General features: G+C 64.1%; 13 protein-coding genes and 1 pseudogene. 11 read left to right on the forward strand and 3 right to left on the reverse strand.

Annotated features, from left to right (window positions below; all coding sequences use genetic code 11):
* Positions 1 to 9: 9 nt before the first annotated feature.
* Positions 10 to 1,581, reverse strand: a complete 1,572-nt coding sequence (locus tag BLU67_RS02205; RefSeq protein WP_410002414.1) for a DUF349 domain-containing protein — start codon at positions 1,579 to 1,581, stop codon at positions 10 to 12.
* Between the two features lie 126 nt (positions 1,582 to 1,707).
* Here BLU67_RS02205 and BLU67_RS02210 point away from each other — a divergent pair, with 126 nt between their 5' ends.
* The 4 genes from BLU67_RS02210 to BLU67_RS02225 are packed head-to-tail and all read left to right on the forward strand — an operon-like array spanning position 1,708 to position 7,144.
* Positions 1,708 to 2,436 carry an MBL fold metallo-hydrolase gene (locus tag BLU67_RS02210; RefSeq protein ID WP_176780661.1) on the forward strand — a complete coding sequence of 243 codons (729 nt, stop codon included), beginning with the start codon at positions 1,708 to 1,710 and terminating at the stop codon, positions 2,434 to 2,436.
* A 45-nt stretch (positions 2,437 to 2,481) separates the two neighbouring features.
* Positions 2,482 to 3,813 carry a histidine--tRNA ligase gene (gene hisS / locus BLU67_RS02215; protein ID WP_092561555.1) on the forward strand — a complete coding sequence of 444 codons (1,332 nt, stop codon included), beginning with the start codon at positions 2,482 to 2,484 and terminating at the stop codon, positions 3,811 to 3,813.
* Positions 3,810 to 5,564, forward strand: a complete 1,755-nt coding sequence (locus BLU67_RS02220; RefSeq protein ID WP_092561557.1) for a dynamin family protein — start codon at positions 3,810 to 3,812, stop codon at positions 5,562 to 5,564. The genes hisS and BLU67_RS02220 overlap by 4 nt, the downstream gene beginning before the upstream one ends.
* Positions 5,564 to 7,144: a GTPase gene (locus tag BLU67_RS02225; protein WP_092561559.1), complete on the forward strand. Its 1,581-nt coding sequence runs from the start codon at positions 5,564 to 5,566 to the stop codon at positions 7,142 to 7,144. The genes BLU67_RS02220 and BLU67_RS02225 overlap by 1 nt, the downstream gene beginning before the upstream one ends.
* A gap of 11 nt (positions 7,145 to 7,155) precedes the next feature.
* Here the strand turns inward: BLU67_RS02225 and BLU67_RS02230 are convergent.
* A pseudogene (locus tag BLU67_RS02230) lies at positions 7,156 to 8,880 on the reverse strand (DEAD/DEAH box helicase); the annotation flags it as partial.
* 158 nt (positions 8,881 to 9,038) lie between these two features.
* Positions 9,039 to 10,448, reverse strand: coding sequence for an MFS transporter (locus tag BLU67_RS02235; protein WP_176780662.1), 1,410 nt, complete (start codon positions 10,446 to 10,448; stop codon positions 9,039 to 9,041).
* Between the two features lie 87 nt (positions 10,449 to 10,535).
* Between BLU67_RS02235 and aspS the strand changes: the two genes are divergently transcribed.
* Genes aspS through BLU67_RS02270 form a run of 7 tightly spaced genes read left to right on the forward strand, consistent with a single transcriptional unit; the run spans position 10,536 to position 16,678 of the window.
* Positions 10,536 to 12,314, forward strand: coding sequence for an aspartate--tRNA ligase (gene aspS, locus BLU67_RS02240; protein ID WP_092561621.1), 1,779 nt, complete (start codon positions 10,536 to 10,538; stop codon positions 12,312 to 12,314).
* Complete coding sequence (locus BLU67_RS02245; RefSeq protein ID WP_092561565.1) at positions 12,311 to 13,042, forward strand: GNAT family N-acetyltransferase; 732 nt, start codon at positions 12,311 to 12,313, stop codon at positions 13,040 to 13,042. The genes aspS and BLU67_RS02245 overlap by 4 nt, the downstream gene beginning before the upstream one ends.
* A gap of 34 nt (positions 13,043 to 13,076) precedes the next feature.
* Entirely contained in the window at positions 13,077 to 13,694 is a 618-nt protein-coding gene (locus tag BLU67_RS02250) for an L-threonylcarbamoyladenylate synthase (RefSeq protein ID WP_092561567.1), read from the forward strand.
* A 17-nt stretch (positions 13,695 to 13,711) separates the two neighbouring features.
* A complete protein-coding gene (locus BLU67_RS02255) occupies positions 13,712 to 14,569 on the forward strand; it encodes a ParA family protein (RefSeq protein ID WP_261976998.1) in 858 nt (285 codons plus the stop codon).
* Positions 14,570 to 15,382 (forward strand): segregation and condensation protein A, encoded by an 813-nt coding sequence (locus BLU67_RS02260; protein WP_092561569.1) that lies wholly within the window; start codon positions 14,570 to 14,572, stop codon positions 15,380 to 15,382.
* A complete protein-coding gene (locus BLU67_RS02265; RefSeq protein WP_092561571.1) occupies positions 15,369 to 15,944 on the forward strand; it encodes an SMC-Scp complex subunit ScpB in 576 nt (191 codons plus the stop codon). Before BLU67_RS02260 ends, BLU67_RS02265 begins: the two co-directional genes overlap by 14 nt.
* On the forward strand, positions 15,938 to 16,678 hold the full coding sequence (locus BLU67_RS02270) for a pseudouridine synthase (RefSeq protein ID WP_222842333.1): 741 nt from the start codon (positions 15,938 to 15,940) through the stop codon (positions 16,676 to 16,678). Before BLU67_RS02265 ends, BLU67_RS02270 begins: the two co-directional genes overlap by 7 nt.
* Positions 16,679 to 16,681 lie beyond the last annotated feature (3 nt).

The raw sequence follows: 16,681 nt of genomic DNA on the forward strand, positions 1-16,681 counted from the left end.
TAGGTATAACTAGCTGATGGTGTCGAGCCAGGCCTGCTTGGCGGCGCGCTCTTCCTCCAGCTTGGCGACCTTGGCAGAATCGTTGGATTCCTTGGCGCGAGCGATCTTGTCATCGAGCGTAGCAAGGGCATCTTCGATCTGGGTGGCGAGTGCGCTCTTGCGAGCCGTCACTTCCGGATCGGTAGCGCGCCACTGCTCCTGTTCGGCTTCCCGGATCGCATCCTCGACCTTGCGCATCCGGCCCTCGACTTCGTTCATCGCGTTGCGAGGCACGAAACCAATCTGCTCCCAGGCATCCTGGATCGGACGCAAGGCGGAGCGGGCGCGCTTGGGATCCGTGATCGGTAGCAGCGCTTCAGCCTGTTCACACAGCTCGCGCTTCTTCACGAGGTTTTCCTGCTGCTCTTGATCGGCCTGGGCATTGGAGGCGTTGCGTGCATCGAAGAAGACCTGCTGGGCCGCGCGGAAACGTTTCCAGAGCTCGTCATCTTCCTTGCGATTGGTGCGTCCCGCAGCCTTCCACTCTTCAAGCAGATCGCGGTAGGCGATCGTCGTGCGTCCCCAATCCGTCGAATCGGACATCTGGGTGGCGCGCTCAATGAGCTCTTCCTTCTTAGCCTTGGACTCCTTTTGCTTGGCATCAAGTTCGGAGAAGAACTGGCGACGATGACGGTCAAAGGTGGTGCGGGCGTGCGAGAAGCGCTTCCACAGGGCATCCTCGGTAGGCCGGTCAAGGCGCGGGCCACGGCGCTGCGCCTCTTTCCATTCTCCGAGCAGGTCACGGATCTGCTGGCCGGACTGCCGCCACTGGGTCTTTTGGGGATCGCGATTCGCGATCTTCTCGGCGCGGGCCACGATCGCTTCGCGCTGCTCGAGCGCGGCCTTCTTTGCCGCTTCGCGTTCCGCTGCCGCCTGCTTCTTGCGTTCTGCGCCAGCGGACTCCAGTGCCTGGACGCGGGCGCGAAGCCCATCGAGATCGCCAACGGCAGCGGGCGCCGCCACCTGCTCCTTCAGGGACGTCAGCGTTGAATCCACCTCACGGGCATTCAAGTGGGGCAGGCGCGCTTCGGCCAGTCGGACTTCGGCATCGAGATCCAGGTAGCGCTGAACGTAGAATGCGAGGGCCTCTTGCGGGGAGGCATCCGGGAACTGGCCGACCGAGCGCTCGCCGGCATTCTCTCGTACCCACACGTTGCCCTCGTCATCAACCCGGCCGTATTCTCCGGCCTGGTCAGCATCCAGACTCGGTGCAGCGACGGTCACCTGCGGGACTCCCGTCGGGGCGGTCAGGGGAGCGGCCGATGGCGGCGGCACCACGGGCGCTGCGGGCGGCGGAGTTGGGCTCGGCACGGGAGCTGCGGCAGGCGGCGCCGGCGTCGGCACCGCGGGGGCTGTCTCGGCGGCGTCCTGCGAAGGCGTTTCTTCTTCTTTCGGCGCCTCGGGGGCCGCAGCCTCCGGGGCCGACTCGGCCTCAGGTGTGGCGTCGGCTGGAGGAGCCTCGGTAGGTGCTTCGGTCTCCCGGCCACCTTCGTGAGCGGGAACCTGTTCGGGATTCTGCTGCTCTTCGGTCAACGGACTCACTCCTTTTCGTGGTTGCGATACCGCAGGGGACTCGCGAGGGCGCGCGTAATCGATGCGCACAGTACATCACCACTCTAGTGTCTTGCAGATCACCTTTCCTCATGAGTGGCTCGATATAATCGAATCGTGATCATTCGTCGCTTCGTTTCCCCCGTGCTCGCCGCTAATTGTTACGTGCTTTTCGATCCCGAATCTAAATCAGCTGTCGTCGTCGATCCCGGTGCTCTGACCAGCGAACCCGTCGGACAGTGGCTCACCGAGCACGACGCATCCGTGGCGGCGGTGCTGCTGACCCACGCGCATCCGGATCACATGTGGGATGCGGCAGCGGTTGCCGGCGAACAGCCCGTCATCGTGCCGTCGCCCGATCGCTACCGCTTCACCGCACCAAACTACGGATTGCCGCCCGAGTTCGCCTTTGAAGCCCTAGCCGGCTATCCGCTATCGGCCCCGACGAACCTCGTCGAGCTGGCCCCCGAGGTCTGCCAGGGCGAGGGCGCGCCGATTGCTCCGGGCATCGTTATTCGGGGTATTCCCGCGCCCGGGCACACCGAGGGCTCCACCGTGTTCCTTGCCCAAGCAACCGCAGACGCCGAGCTCGCGAGCTTCGGCAGCGTCGGCGAGCAAAGTGACTCGGGCGTGCGCCTCGTCATGCTCGGGGGTGACGTGATTTTCGCGGGCTCGATGGGCCGCACCGATCTTCCGGGTGGCGATGATGAGGAAATGAAATCCTCGCTGAGGACCTTGGCGACCGTCATTTATCCCGAGACGATGATTCTTCCCGGACACGGCCCCGCCACGACAATGGCCCATGAAAAGGCAACAAACCCCTTCCTGCAATTCGGCGCGCGTTAGGCGAGTAGTTCGAACAGGGCGCCCGGGCGTGAAACAATAGGAGCCATGGTTCGCTCCTCGATTTCTGGGTTCCCTGAACTCCTGCCTCACGAACGTTTTGCCGAGCTTCAGATGCTCGATTCTTTGCGTCGCACTTTCGAGCTCCATGGTTTTAGCCCGCTGGAAACTCGGGCCGTGGAAAAGCTGGAGACGCTCGCAAAAAAGGGCGAGACGTCCAAGGAGGTCTACGCACTGTCGCGAATCCACGATGTGAAGAGCGATAGTAGTGACGCGCAGCTGGGGCTCCATTTCGATTTGACCGTGCCATTCGCACGTTTTGTCGTCGAGAATTCCGGACATTTAGTCTTTCCCTTCAAGCGCTATCAGATCCAAAAGGTCTGGCGCGGCGAGCGGCCCCAGGAGGGCCGGTTCCGGGAATTTGTGCAAGCCGATATCGATGTCGTCGGCCAGGACACGCTGCCATTCCACTACGAGGTTGATCTCCCGCTTGTCATGGCCGAAGCGCTCGACAGCCTTGATATTGGACAAACGATCATCCAGGTCAACAACCGCAAGGTGTGTGAGGGCTTCTACGAGGGCCTGCAGATCGCCGATGTTGCGGGCACGCTGCGCGCGGTCGACAAGCTCGACAAGATCGGCGAGGAAGGGGTCGCGCGGATTCTCGTCGACGATGGTGGGCTGAGTGCGCAGCAAGCCGAAGCGGCACTTGACCTCGCGCGGATTTCCGGTGAGGACGCCAAGGACGTCCTCGAGCAGGTGCGCGCGCTCGGTGTGTCGACCGAACTGCTCGAGGTGGGCCTGAGCGAGCTGGGGGATTTGCTCACGGAGGCGCAGGCGACGCGACCGGGCGCGATCCGCGCGGTGCTGAAGATCGCACGCGGCCTGGACTACTACACCGGCTCCGTCTACGAGACGCTGCTCGTCGGCCATGAGGACCTCGGATCCATCGGGGGCGGGGGGCGCTACGATTCGCTCGCAACCGTCGGAAAGCGCAGTTTCCCGGGTGTTGGCATCTCTATCGGCGTCACCCGGTTGCTCTCGCGGCTGCTGGCGAGCGCCGAAGTGGGGCGGCCGGTCGCAACGGTCGTGCTCGTCGCCGTGGCGAGCGAGAGTGAACGCCACGCCTCCAACGAGATCGCAGCACAGCTTCGCGCGCGCGGTATTGCGGCCGATGTTGCTCCAACGGCAGCGAAATTCGGCAAGCAGATTCGCCACGCCGACCGCCTAGGAATTCCCTTCGTCTGGTTCCCGGGCGACAATCAAGTCAAGGACATTCGAAGTGGCGAGCAGGTCGAGGCTGATCCGCGCACCTGGCAGGCCCCGGATAAGGACCTCTACCCGGTGGCCCGCTGGCGACAAGGAGACATGCCATCATGACCGAGCATGCGGCCGCGCCCGCCCGTCACGTCGGGGATGCCCTGAGGAAGGTCCGCACGAGCTTTGCTGGCCTGCAGTTTCCGTTTGAGCTCCGCGACGCGCAGCGCGGCAAGGCGCTGAGCCGCCAGGCGATGACCCAGCTCGACGACTACCTCATCCCTCGCTATGAAGCGCTCGACGCTCCGCTGCTCGCGGTCGTGGGAGGTTCGACCGGCGCGGGGAAGTCCACGCTCGTCAACTCGCTGCTTGGCACGAACGTCTCCCACACCTCGGCGATCCGGCCGACGACGCGCCGGCCCGTGCTCATTCACCACCCCGATGACACCTCGTGGTTCGAAGGCTCGCGCATCCTGCCGGATCTGGCTCGGGTGCGACGCGGCATCGATGAACGCATGTCGCCCGTGGAAGAGGGCAGCACGAGCGAAGTCGAGATCCGCGCGACGCGGCGGGTGCCGCCGGGACTCGCGCTCCTCGACGCGCCCGATATCGACTCGGTGGAAGAAAAGAACCGCGCGCTCGCGCGTCAGCTGCTTTCGGCCGCCGACCTGTGGATCTTCACCACGACAGCGGCACGCTACGCCGATGCGGCACCGTGGGAGTTCTTGAGCGAGGCTGCTCGGCGCAAGGTCGTCGTCGCCGTCGTGTTGAATCGAGTTCCGTCGGGGGCGGCCTACGAAGTCCGCTCCGACCTCACCCGTCGCCTCACCGACGCCGGCCTGGCGCAGGCACCTGTCTTTACTATCGGCGAGCAGAACATTACCGACACGGGACGCATCCCCGTGGAATCGATCGAGCCAATCGTCGGATGGCTGAAGGGCTTGACGGATAGCGCAGCGACGCGAGCCATGGTCGCACGCACGACGCTGGCCGGCGCGCTCGACGAGCTCGTTCGTACCGGCGCTGATGCGATCGATGCCTCGCGCGACACGATCTCCTTTTATACGGACCTTGCGCGCCGCGTCGACGACTCCTATGCGGACGCACACTCGCGGATCACCGAGGCCACGAAGGATGGCTCGATGCTGCGTGGCGAGGTGCTCGCGCGCTGGCAGGAGTTCGTCGGCACCGGGGACTTCATCCGATCGATCGAAGCGGCCGTCGGGCGGATGCGGGACCGGCTCGGGGCGTTTTTCAAGGGCAAGCCCGCGCCCGAAGCCGAGGTCGAAGAAGCGATCGAAACCGGGCTGTTCACCCTGCTGGCCGCCGAAGCCTCGCGTGCCGGCAGCGAGGTCGACTACGCCTGGCAGCGCGAGCCCGCCGCCCGCGAACTCCTCATGCGCGCCCACATCAACCTGCCACCGCGAAGCGAGCTCGATGACCGTGCAGCGCAGACGGTTCGGGCCTGGCAACGCGACGTTCTCGAGATGGTCCGAAGTGAAGGCGAGGATCGACGCTTCTCCGCTCGCATGATGTCGCTCGGCGTCAACACCCTCGGGATCGCGCTCATGCTCGTGATCCTGGCTTCCACCGGTGGCGTGATTACCGGCATGGAGGTCGCCGCTGCCGGCGGCACCGCCGTCGTCGGACAAAAACTCTTGGAAGCGGTCTTCGGCGATGAGGCCGTCCGCAAGATGGCTCGCAATGCGCGCAAGAACCTGGAGGAACGCGCGGGCGAACTGTTGGCCTGGCATGCCCAGGCCTACCGGTCGCCGCTGACCGACCTGGGGCTCGATCCCGCAGCGCCCGATACCCTGCACGATGCCTTGATCGACCTGTCACGCGCCCGCAAAGCAGAAGGGTTGACCGCCTGATGGCCACCATCGCCGAGCACCTCAATCACCTGACCCGTGCCCTCGACTTCGCCGATGGCAGGTTCGACCCGGCCGTGATCGAAGCCGGTCGGGAGGTAGTCTCCAACGTCTCGGCGCGCGGCAGCGTCGATACGACGAGGACCGTCGCCTCCCTGTTCGGAACGACGGGCTCCGGAAAATCCTCGCTCCTGAATGCGCTGACGAAGACATCCTTCGCGCGCGTGGCCCACACCCGGCCAACAACCACCGAACCGCTGGCCCTCGCGCGCGCCGTCGATGCCGAGACCACGGCGCTGCTGGACTGGCTCGAGGTCTCCCAACGCGCGACGAGCGAAGTCCTCAGCAAGGATCTCGTTCTCGTCGACCTGCCTGACATCGACTCCGTCGAACGTCACCACCGCGAGCTCAGCGAGAAGATGGCCAAGGTCGTCGACGTCCTCGTGTGGGTCATGGACCCGCAAAAATACGCCGACGCCGTCGTCCATCACGACTTCCTCGCGCCCCTGGCACGCCACGCGGACGTCACGGTCGTCGTCCTGAACCAGATCGACCAGATCGCGCCCGCTGATGTGCCCGGCGTCGTCGCCGACGTCAAGCGCCTGCTCGCCGCCGACGGACTGTCGAAGGTCGAGGTCGTGACGACATCCGCGAAGACGGGCGCGGGCGTCACCCAGCTGCGCGAAACCCTCGAAGGCATTGCCTCCCGGCAGGAAGCGGTGCGCGCAAAGTCCCGCGCCGAAATCACCCACGTGGCCAAGCGACTCCTCGCCGAGGTCGATTCCTCCGAGACCTCGCTCGCGCCGACGCAGCCGCTCGTGACCGCCGCTGCGAGGGCCGCCGGGATGGATGCGCTCACCTCGGCCGTGGCGCGTTCCTATCAGCGCCGCAGCACTCAGCATGTGGGGTGGCCGTTCGTGCGCTGGGTTGCTCGCCTCCGGCCCGACCCGCTGGCAAAACTCCACATCGCGGCTGGACGCAAGGATCGGATCGAGCGCGAAGCGATCGTGCCAACCACCTCGCTTCCCGCCCCGACGGCGGTGCAGGCCGCCAACGTGCGCTCCAGCGCGCATGAGTTCGTCTTGGGCTCGGCGAAGAATCTGCCCGATAGGTGGCGCAATGAGCTCGTTGCCGATACCCAGGCTCGCATTCCGGCGCTGACCGACAGCCTGGATGAAGCCCTCGCGCGGGTCGAGCTGCCGCTTGCCCCCGCCCACTGGTGGACGCTCGCGAGCATCATCCAGGTCCTGGCAGCGATCGCGGTCCTCGTGGGCGGCGGCTGGCTCGCGGCGATCGCGGTCGCCTCCTACCTCCAGTTCGACCTTTCGGCTCCGACGTGGCACGGCATCCCAGTCCCAACGCTCATCCTGCTCGCGGGCCTTGCCATCGGCCTCCTGCTTGCTCTCATCGGGCGATTGACGGCGCGCGCCGGCGCAAAGCGACGGGCCGCCATCACCCGTTCCCGGGTCATGACGGCCGTCGATTCACGAATCGAGCGCCAACTCATCCAGCCGGTACGCGAACAGTTGGAGGATTACTCCTTCTTCGTCGACGCGGCCAGACGCGCGGCAGGCACGCGCTAGAAGCTCTTGCGTCCGTAGCCTTTGCGCTTGGGCTTGTCCCAGTGCCCGGCCTCTTCGCGGCGCTTCTTGCCCTTATAGCCCGTGTGCGCAAACCCGCCCGCCGGCTTGCGGTCGGTGCGCTTGCCGCCGCGCGGCCCGCGGTCGGGACGGATCTTCAGCGCCCGGCCCTGGACCTGGGCGCGGCCGATCGTGCGGAGCGTTTCAGCATCGAGGTCGACGAGGATATCGACGAGGGAGAAGGTGGGGAAGATATCGATCTTGCCGACGTCGGTTCCCTTCAGGCCTGCCTCGCCCGTGATGGCGCCGACAATCGCGCCCGGGAGCACGTGGTCCTTGTGCCCGACCTCCACGCGGTAGCGCGTCCCGCCGGCCGGAACACGGACGCGTCCTTGCCCGCGGCCCTGGCCGCTGCGCGGGTCATCGAAGTCGACGCTGGAAATCTGCTCCGAATCGTCGCTCGACGGCCCGTTGTCCTTGACCGCGAGAGCGAGCAGCGCGGCCGCGAGGTCGGTGACGTCGATACCGGATTCGGCGATGGCCTCGCGGTAGAGCTCTAGTCGGCCGGCCTCGATGCGGGCGGGAACCTCGGAGAGCAGCTGGGTGACGCGATGGTGCGAGACGTCCTTCGGGCTCGGAATCCGGATCTCGGTCAGTTCGGAGCCGGTCAGGCGCTCGATCTGGCGAAGGCGGTGCTTTTCCTTCGGGGTAAAGAAGGTCAGTGCACGCCCGGAACGCCCGGCGCGGCCGGTCCGGCCAATGCGGTGAACGTAGGCCTCGCCTTCCCGGGGCACGTCGAAGTTGACGACGAGTCCAATACGTTCAACATCGAGGCCGCGGGCCGCAACGTCGGTCGCGACAATGACGTTGAGCGAGCCGCCGCGCAGGCGCTCCACGAGCCGTTCCCGCTCCTTTTGGGGTACATCGGAGGACAGCGCGGCCGCGGCGATACCGCGCCCGGTCAGGTCGGCAGTCACCTCTTCAGCGGTGGCGCGGGTACGCACAAAGACGATGGCCGCATCGGCGCTCGTCGTGGCCAGGACCCGAGCTAGCGCACCATTCTTGTGGCGGAAAGGAACGACGGCGTACTCCTGCGTCACCGTATCGACGGTGGAGGCCTGCCTCGTGACTTCGAGGCGGACCGGATCGGACAGGTGCTGCTTAGCGACTTTGGCGATCACCGGCGGCATGGTCGCGGAGAACAGGGCCGTGGTGCGCTCTTTCGGGCACTGGCTGGCGATCTGCTCGACGTCTTCGGCGAAGCCCATGCGCAGCATCTCGTCGGCCTCATCCAGCACCAGGACGTGCACGTGGGAAAGGTCAAGAGCGCCCTTTTCCATGAGGTCCATGATGCGGCCCGGGGTTCCGACAACGACCTGGGCGCCGCGCTTGAGCGCCTTCATCTGCGGCTGGTAGGCGGCGCCACCGTAGACGGCCGCGATCGTGATCTCGGGTAGTCGGGAGGCGAAGGTCTTGATAGCTTCGGCGCCCTGTAAGGCAAGTTCACGGGTCGGGCACAACACGAGGGCCTGAACCTGGGAGGCATCGGGTTCGATGCGAGCGAGCAGGGGAAGGCCAAAAGCGGCTGTCTTACCGGTGCCGGTTTGCGCAATACCGACGACATCTCGGCCGCTAAGGAGCGGGCCGATGGCCTCGCGCTGGATATCTGTTGGGGTGGTAAATGCTAGGTCCGTGACGGTGTCGAGGAGCTCCTCGGGCAGGCCAAGGTCAGCAAAAGTTGTCATGAAATGATCAATCCCATCGGTGCTAAGCGGCTGTCGGGAGTAGCTGACCCGATCAGGAGCACCAATGGCCTAACAGAGAAACCAGGCTCGGGGTGCGCGCTCAGAAAATGTCACCCGCGGACTCTCCAGCGGGGCCCGTCCACCCTATCGCGTTAGTCTGCCCGCGCTGCGGAACCAATGTTGTCCGAGGCGGTGAGCTTGGGCACACGAGTCGCAGTGAACGTCGAGAGCGCGGCCAGCAAGGCCATGAAGATAAGCCCCGGAACGAAGGGATTGCCATCCAACTTTCCGTTACCGACGATGTAGGGCACCATCTGGAAGAACCCGACGACACCGACGGCCAGGGCAGCGCCGATGCCGTCGACAATCTGCAGGGACGCCGAGATCTGACCGTGCTCATGCTGCGGAGTCTTGCCGAGGGCGACAACGCTCATGGCAGGAAGCGTCAGCCCAATGCCCGCGCCCGCGAGCAACCATCCCAGTGCGGTCAGCAATGGGGGAGCGAACGGCAGGGCGGAAAACGCTGCGACCAGGATGCCGATCGTGGCGAGGCCTCCGCCGATGATCGGCAACCGATGACGGAGCTCAGGATCGGCGATCTTGCCCTGGACGAATGATCCGATAGCCCAGGAAATTCCACCGATGGTCAAAATGATGCCCGCACTACTGACCTCCCAGCCATGAATCTTGACCAGCATGAGCGGCAGGAAGGACTCAGTAGCCACGATCGGCGCATTGATCCACATGCGGGTCGCAATGGCCGCGCCGACCTGGTCTTTGTGTGCGGTCAGGGAGCCTGCCGGCAGGAGTTGGCGCAGCAAGTAGAAGACACCCGCAGCAAGGATGAGAAACAGGACAGCCGCGAGGATCGATCGCCGCGCGACCACCACCTGCATGAGAGCAGCACCGCCGCCCGCTCCGGTGGCGATCAGGACAAGGCGGTAGGCGCCGCGATCCTTCCAGACGCTCTCGTGCTTACGCGGCAGGGGCTTCAGGATCGGGATCATCGCGAGGATCGCGAGCACGAGGATTGGAACGACAGCAAGAAATACGACTCGCCAAGAGTATTTTTCCGCGATGAGGCCTGCGAAGTAGGGACCGAACATCGAGGGCACAACCCAGGCAGCGGCAAAGACCGCGAAGAACATCGGCTGCTTCGCCGTGGGGACGAGAGATCCCACCATGGCGTAAAGCGAGACCATGAGCATGCCGGTGCCCAGCCCCATCACGGCACGCCCGATCGCGACAACCTCCATGTGATTGGCGAGGCCAGCAATGACGAGTCCCGAGGCCGCAAGCGCACAACCGATGATCGTGGGAAGGAAAGGCCCCCTGGCATCAACCAATTTGCCACCGAACGTAGTAGAAATCACGTGGGTGGCCAGCGGCGCTCCCATGGCGATGGCGTAGAGGTGATCGCCGTTGAGGGCTTCGGCAACGCGCGGCATAACGGTCGTTAATGCCAGCGCTTCGAAGGCCCCCACGGTGATCAGGGTGACCGAAAGCCACAGTAAGCGGCGAAGAAACGCATCGCTCTCGGAATGCGGCTTGATGTCTGTCACCAGCCGATTGTCGCCCGCATCAGCGGTAGACTCAAGCGCGCGACCGCCCGTTTCGCGGTTCGCACACCGATTAGGGAAGGATGCACCATGCTCCGCACACACCGCGCAGGGGACCTGCGCGAAGAACATATTGATCAGACCGTCACCCTCGCCGGCTGGGTGGACCGTCGCCGCGATCACGGTGGGGTCGCCTTTATCGACCTGCGCGATGCCTCGGGGATCTGCCAGGTGGTCGTTCGCGAGGACGTCGCCCACCAGCTCCGCAGCGAATTCGTCTTGAAGATCACCGGAACCGTGAACCGGCGGCCCGAGGGCAACGAGAACGATACGCTGCCAACCGGCGCCATCGAGGTCATCGCAGAGGACGTGGAAGTCCTCAATCCGTGTGCAGCCCTGCCCTTCCAGATCTCCGATCACGCCGAGGACGCCGGCCAGGTTGGGGAAGAAGCACGCCTGAAGTACCGCTACATCGATCTGCGCCGTTCCAGCGCCCAGAAGGCGATCCGGTTGCGCTCCGATGTCTCGCGCGCCGCTCGCAAGGTCCTCGATGAGCACGAGTTCGTCGAGATTGAGACTCCGACGCTGACTCGCTCGACGCCCGAAGGCGCCCGCGACTTTCTCGTCCCGGCGCGGCTATCACCCGGCTCCTGGTACGCACTGCCGCAGTCCCCGCAGCTGTTCAAGCAGCTGCTGATGGTTGGCGGCATGGAGCGCTACTACCAGATCGCGCGCTGTTACCGCGATGAGGATTTCCGAGCCGACCGGCAGCCGGAATTCACCCAGCTCGATATCGAAATGAGCTTCGTCGAACAAGACGATGTCATCGCCGTTGCCGAGGACGTCCTGAAGGCCGTGTGGAAGCTCGTTGATTACGACCTGTCGACCCCGATCCCGCGCATGACGTACGCCGAAGCGATGGAAAAGTACGGCACCGATAAGCCGGACCTGCGCTTTGATCTCGAACTCGTTGACCTGACCGACTACTTCAAGGACACCCCGTTCCGGGTCTTCCAAAACCCCTACGTCGGTGCCGTCGTGATGCCGGGTGGTGCCTCGCAGCCCCGACGCCAGTTCGATGCGTGGCAGGAATGGGCAAAGCAGCGCGGTGCCCGTGGCCTTGCATATGTCACGGTCCAAGAAGATGGCACCCTTGGCGGCCCGGTTGCCAAGAACATCTCCGATGCGGAGCGCGATGGTCTTGCGGCTGCCGCCGGAGCCGAACCAGGCGACGCGATCTTCTTCGCAGCCGGCGCGGTCGACTCCTCCCGGGCGCTGCTCGGGGCCGCTCGCCTGGAGATCGGCAAGCGCTGCAACCTCATCGATGACGACGCCTGGTCCTTCGTATGGGTTGTGGATGCACCCCTGTTCAAGCCTGCCGGTCAGGACGATGACGTGGATCTCGGCCATTCGGCCTGGACCGCCGTCCACCACGCGTTCACCTCTCCCAATCCCGAATGGATTGACCGCTTCGAAGAGGATCCGGGCAATGCGCTGGCTTACGCCTACGACATCGTGTGCAACGGCAATGAGATCGGTGGCGGCTCGATTCGTATCCACCGTCGAGACGTGCAGGAACGTGTCTTCAAGGTCATGGGTATTGGACCGGAAGAAGCTCAAGAGAAGTTCGGCTTCCTGCTCGACGCCTTCAAGTTCGGTGCGCCCCCGCACGGCGGAATCGCCTTCGGCTGGGACCGAATCGTCATGCTGCTTGCCAAGGCGCCTTCGATTCGCGATGTCATCGCATTCCCGAAGTCCGGCGGCGGCTTCGATCCGCTGACGCAGGCTCCGGCACCGATCACGGCGGAACAACGCAAGGAAGCCGGTGTTGACGCAAGCCCGGAGGACGCCGAGGCGGACAAGGAGTGATCTCCTCGTATGAGGAGGCCGCAGCACACTGGCCAAACATTGCTGCGGCAACGACGCGTTGGGCCGGCCACCGAGTCTTCTCCCTGGACGGCCCAACGCCATCGTTCATCTTGCTTCCCACGGACCCAGAGCGAGGCGATGTCCTCGTCGTAGGGGAGCGTTCACCCGAACTCATCGAGTCCTACCTGCCCGAGGACGTCCACTTCGTAATGGCGGAAGCTCGCGAGGATCACGCCGATGATGAGGTCCTGCGCGCAGCCGGTTTTCTTCCCATCGGTGACTGGTGGTGGATGGCATGCCGCACTCCCGTCGCGCACCAGGCCGGACAAGAGCGGGTTGCGCCTCTTACGCTGAGTCAGGAAGAAATTCGCGATGCGCAATCTCGCTGCAATCCCGACACACACGTCCAAAGCGATGACCCCGCCTATCAGTGGTGGGGTTACGAAGCCCCCGACGGCGTCATTGCGGGCATCGTCGCAGTCCAGGACCTGCCCGAGCATCTCGTAGGCGGCGAGGCCGGAATCTCGCTGTCTGCCCTCGGCGTCGATCCGGCCTACCGCCGGCAGGGGATCGCGGCAGCCATGATGGCGACGCTGACAAACTACGGGCTGACGCGCGGCGCGGTCGTCCAATGCGGCGTGTGGAAAAGCAACGAACCCGCGCTGCGCATCTATCGACGTCTTGGCTATCGCGAAGAGCACGCAATTCGCGGTTGGCGGCGGATGTGACGTCGAATGCGCGGCCCGGCAGTAAACTGAGACCATGGCCCGTTATCTCGACATTCATCCCGTTAACCCGCAACAACGCCTGGTCAACCAGGTAGCTGAGACGCTCGCAGCGGGTGGTGTCGTCGCGTACCCCACGGACTCCGGGTACGCCCTTGGCTGTTCGCTTGCGAACAAGGAAGGGCTCGATCGCATCCGCACGATCCGTCAGCTGAACAAAAAACACCATTTCACCCTCATGTGCGCGGATTTTGCGCAGCTCGGACCGCTCGTGATTGTCGATAATCCGGCCTTCCGCCTGATTAAGCAGCTCACCCCTGGTCCCTTCACCTTCATCTTGAAGGGAACCAAGGAAGTGCCGCGCATGACCTTGAACCCGAAGAAGAACACCGTTGGCGCGCGAATTCCCGATCACGCCATCACCCAGGAAATCCTCAAGGCGCACGGTGAACCCATCTTGTCCTCCACCCTGATTCCGCCGGGGGAGGAGGAGCCCATGAACGAAGGATGGGAAATCCAAGACCGGTACGGCCATCTTCTCGATGTCGTCGTCGAGGGGCCGGTCACGCTGCCCGAACCCACAACGGTCGTCGACCTGACAAGTGGGGCACCAGAGATCCTGCGCCAAGGCGCCGGAGAGTTGTACGGATCATAATCGACTACCCTAGGGACGTGACGTTGAACCAACCGAAGTTGATCCCGGACCCGGCCGACGAAGAGGGCTTTCCCATTCCTGAGCCACTTTCTGGCCACGGTCCGGCCCGCGTCATTGCCATGTGTAATCAAAAGGGCGGGGTAGGGAAAACAACGACAACGATCAACCTGGGCGCCGCGCTGGCCGATTACGGCCGCAAGGTCCTGATCGTTGACTTCGATCCGCAAGGGGCAGCCAGCGCCGGCCTTGGCATCAACGCCCATGAACTTGATGAAACGATCTACACCCACCTCATGGCGGCGGAGCCGGACGTTCGGCGCATCATCCACCAGACCTCAAACCCGGGTCTCGACCTCGTGCCCGCGAACATCGATTTGTCGGCAGCCGAAGTACAGCTGGTAAACGAAGTCGCACGCGAGCAGGCCCTCATGCGCGTGCTGTATCCGGTGATGGACGACTACGACGTCATCATCATCGACTGCCAGCCCTCGCTCGGGTTGCTGACCGTCAACGCGCTGACCGCCGCCCACGGCGTCCTCATCCCGCTCGAGGCTGAGTTCTTTGCCCTGCGCGGCGTTGCCCTGCTCGTGGAGACAATCGATAAGGTCCGCAGCCGACTCAACCCGAAGCTGAAGGTCGATGGCATCGTCGCGACGATGGTCGACATGCGTACCCTGCACGCGCGCGAAGTGATCGAGCGGGTCGGCGAGGCCTTCGGCGACCGTCTCTTCGATACGAAGATCACGCGTACGGTCAAATTCCCCGACGCCACGGTCGCTACCGAGCCCATCACCAGCTACGCGCCGAAGCATGCGGGCGCCCAGCTCTATCGCCGCTTAGCGCGCGAACTCATTGCGCGCGGGGCCGCTGCCTAAATGTCCGCAGCACCGTCGGAAGGGTTTTCCGTCGAGCTGGACGTCTTTTCCGGTCCGTTCGATCTGCTCCTCCAACTGATATCCAAACATCAGTTGGATGTGACTGAGGTAGCCCTCGCGCAGGTGACGGACGAGTTTCTCGCGTACGCATTTTCCTCCGGCGAAGAATGGGACCTATCTCAGGCGAGCCAGTTCCTCGTCATTGCTGCGACGCTGCTCGACCTGAAGGCACTGCGCCTGCTGCCGCGCAGCGCCGATAGCGATGAGGAGGACCTCGAGCTGCTTGAGGCACGCGATCTTCTGTTTGCTCGCCTCCTGCAATACCGCGCATTCAAAGAGGTGGCCGCCGAGTTTGAGGACCGGCTGCGGCAAGCGTCCGCCGCGCATCCGCGCCTAGTGCCGTTGGAACCTCAATTCGCACAGCTTTTGCCCGAGCTCATTTGGTCGATTGGACCGAACGAACTCGCAGCGATCGCCGCAGCGGCGTTTAGCCGAGATACGAGCGAACCGCAGGTACGGGTCGACCATTTGCACCATCCGGTCGTCCCGGTCGCAGAGCAGGCCCAGGTGATCTTGCAGCGTCTGAAGAGTACGTCGCGATTGACGTTTCGGGCTCTCGTTGCGGATGCCTCGTCGCCCGCGGTCATCGTCTCGAGGTTCCTAGCCCTTCTCGAGCTGTATCGCGACGAGGTCCTCGACTTTGACCAGGCACACCCCGAAGACGAACTCGCCGTCGTCTATTTGGGCGATGAGTCCACCGAGATTCACCTGCGAGACGAATACGAGGAAGGCCCAACCGATGCAGCGAACTGACGATCTTAATCCGCGCGATCACCTCGCTGCGCTCGAAGCAATCCTTATGGTCGCCGAGACCCCGCTGACGGAGGAGACGCTCGCCGACGCCGTCGGCGTGTCCGGTGCCCAAATCGGTGAGCTGCTTCAGGAGCTAGCCAGCGACTATGAAGGTGTCGGCGGCTCACGGCCACGGGGCTTTCGCTTGCTGCAGCGCGCCGGCGGGTGGCGCATCTATTCGGCGCCGGAATACCAGCGCATCGTGGCGGAGGTCGTCCTCGCCGGGCAAACCTCGCGCCTGACGCAGGCGGCGTTAGAGACCCTCGCGGTCATCGCCTACCGGCAGCCGGTCACGCGCGGCCGAATCAGTGCGATCCGAGGCGTGAACGTCGACTCCGTCGTCCGTACGCTGCTGGCGCGTGGGTTGATCGAGGAAGCCGGCAGCGAAGACAGCGGCGCGATGCGCTATCAGACGACAACCTACTTTTTGGAAAAGATGGGGTTAAATAGCGTGCAGGATCTCCCGCCGCTTGCACCCTATCTGCCCGACGGTGAGGAATTGGAAAGCGAAGAGGAATGGTAGAGATGGCTCAAGAGGGCGAACGCCTCCAAAAGGTAATGGCGAACGCAGGCGTGGCGTCGCGTCGCGTGTGCGAAAAACTCATCGCTTCCGGCCGAGTGAAAGTCAATGGAACGGTGGTGCGTGAACTCGGTTCGCGGGCGCTGCCAACCGACATCATCCACGTCGATAATCGCCGCATTTTTACCGAAAACGACGAGCACTTAACCGTGGCATTCCATAAGCCCGAGGGCGTCGTCTCCACGATGGATGATCCCGAGGGGCGTCCGGCACTAGGGGAGTACGTCGGTCACTACGGGCAGCGACTCTACCACGTGGGACGCCTCGACATTGCGACCGAAGGCCTCCTGCTCCTGACAAACGACGGAGAGCTCGCTCACCGGCTGACGCATCCGTCCTACGAGGTGCAAAAAACCTACGTCGCGACCGTCAAAGGCAAGATGCACCGAGGAATCCCGAACCTCATGCGCAAGGGCATCGAGCTAGAAGACGGGCTCGCCAAGGCGGACAAGTTCATCCTTATGGAGTCCCAGGACGAGCTGAGTCTCGTGCAGATCACGATCCACATGGGACGCAACCGCATCGTGCGCCGCATGCTGGAAGAGGCCGGCTATCCCGTGGTGCGTCTCGTGCGCACGTCGGTGGGGCCGATCGACCTGGGCGACATGCGCCCGGGCAAATCGCGGCCATTGAATAGCAAGGAGCTCGCCGAGCTCATGCACACTGTTGGACTCTAGGAG

The sequence above is a fragment of the Bowdeniella nasicola genome (assembly GCF_900107735.1).
Classification (GTDB): Bacteria; Actinomycetota; Actinomycetes; order Actinomycetales; family Actinomycetaceae; genus Bowdeniella; species Bowdeniella massiliensis.

Coding starts and splice junctions, on each gene's coding strand:
- aspS (WP_092561621.1), top strand. CDS start 10,536: ATGCTCCGCACACACCGCGCAGGGGACCTGCGCGAAGAACATATTGAT.
- BLU67_RS02220 (WP_092561557.1), top strand. CDS start 3,810: ATGACCGAGCATGCGGCCGCGCCCGCCCGTCACGTCGGGGATGCCCTG.
- BLU67_RS02250 (WP_092561567.1), top strand. CDS start 13,077: ATGGCCCGTTATCTCGACATTCATCCCGTTAACCCGCAACAACGCCTG.
- BLU67_RS02225 (WP_092561559.1), top strand. CDS start 5,564: ATGGCCACCATCGCCGAGCACCTCAATCACCTGACCCGTGCCCTCGAC.
- BLU67_RS02265 (WP_092561571.1), top strand. CDS start 15,369: ATGCAGCGAACTGACGATCTTAATCCGCGCGATCACCTCGCTGCGCTC.
- BLU67_RS02270 (WP_222842333.1), top strand. CDS start 15,938: ATGGTAGAGATGGCTCAAGAGGGCGAACGCCTCCAAAAGGTAATGGCG.
- hisS (WP_092561555.1), top strand. CDS start 2,482: ATGGTTCGCTCCTCGATTTCTGGGTTCCCTGAACTCCTGCCTCACGAA.
- BLU67_RS02260 (WP_092561569.1), top strand. CDS start 14,570: ATGTCCGCAGCACCGTCGGAAGGGTTTTCCGTCGAGCTGGACGTCTTT.